The organism is Neobacillus drentensis, from assembly GCF_036965645.1.
In the GTDB taxonomy this organism is placed as follows: Bacteria; Bacillota; Bacilli; order Bacillales; family Cytobacillaceae; genus Neobacillus; species Neobacillus drentensis_D.
Genome location: NZ_JBALPZ010000162.1, coordinates 13,458 through 14,078 on the forward strand (window position 1 = coordinate 13,458; position 621 = coordinate 14,078).

A 621-nucleotide genomic window follows, 5' to 3' on the forward strand; every position below is an offset into this window, starting at 1 on the left:
TATTTAAGGAGTGAGATTTATGCTAAAGACATTAAGAGAAAATACAATAGCCGCTGGAGTTTTAACCCTGATCAGATTATATTTAGGCTATTCTTGGTTAACAGCAGGATGGGGTAAATTAACTGGCGGGTTTGATTCTTCTGGATTTTTAAAAGGAGCTATCGCTAATCCTGTAAAGGGTCCAGATGGCAGCATGGTTTACAGTATGTACGTTTCGTTTTTAAAGGGTTTTGCTTTACCAAATGTAGATATTTTTAATACCATTGTTCCATTAGGAGAGTTCTTAGTAGGACTTGGGCTGATTCTTGGATGCTTAACAACAGCAGCGATGTTCTTTGGGCTTGTCATGAATTTCTCCTATATTATGGCAGGCACTATTTCACACAATCCTACAGATATAATATTAGGAGCAATTATCCTATTTGCCGGTTTCAATGCAGGTAAATTTGGTTTAGACCGTTGGGTAATCCCTTTTATTAAAAAAACGGCTAAACAAGATGTACCAATAAAACAGAACAATTAACCACAATGATCATTAGTTAAATAAACATATTTTCGTAATCGATTAGAGAGATTGGGTTCACCAACTCTCTATTTTTTTACACAAGGTATATCTTAGAT

At 35.1% G+C, this 621-nt stretch carries 1 protein-coding gene; it reads left to right on the top strand.

All coding sequences use genetic code 11. From position 1 onward, the window contains the following. Positions 1-19: 19 nt before the first annotated feature. Complete coding sequence (locus V7266_RS25550) at positions 20-523, top strand: DoxX family protein (protein WP_335472062.1); 504 nt, start codon at positions 20-22, stop codon at positions 521-523. The last annotated feature ends 98 nt before the right edge of the window (positions 524-621 follow it).

Bases quoted from the DNA above. Each gene is read 5' to 3' on its own strand.
- V7266_RS25550 (WP_335472062.1), top strand. From the start codon at position 20: ATGCTAAAGACATTAAGAGAAAATACAATAGCCGCTGGAGTTTTAACC.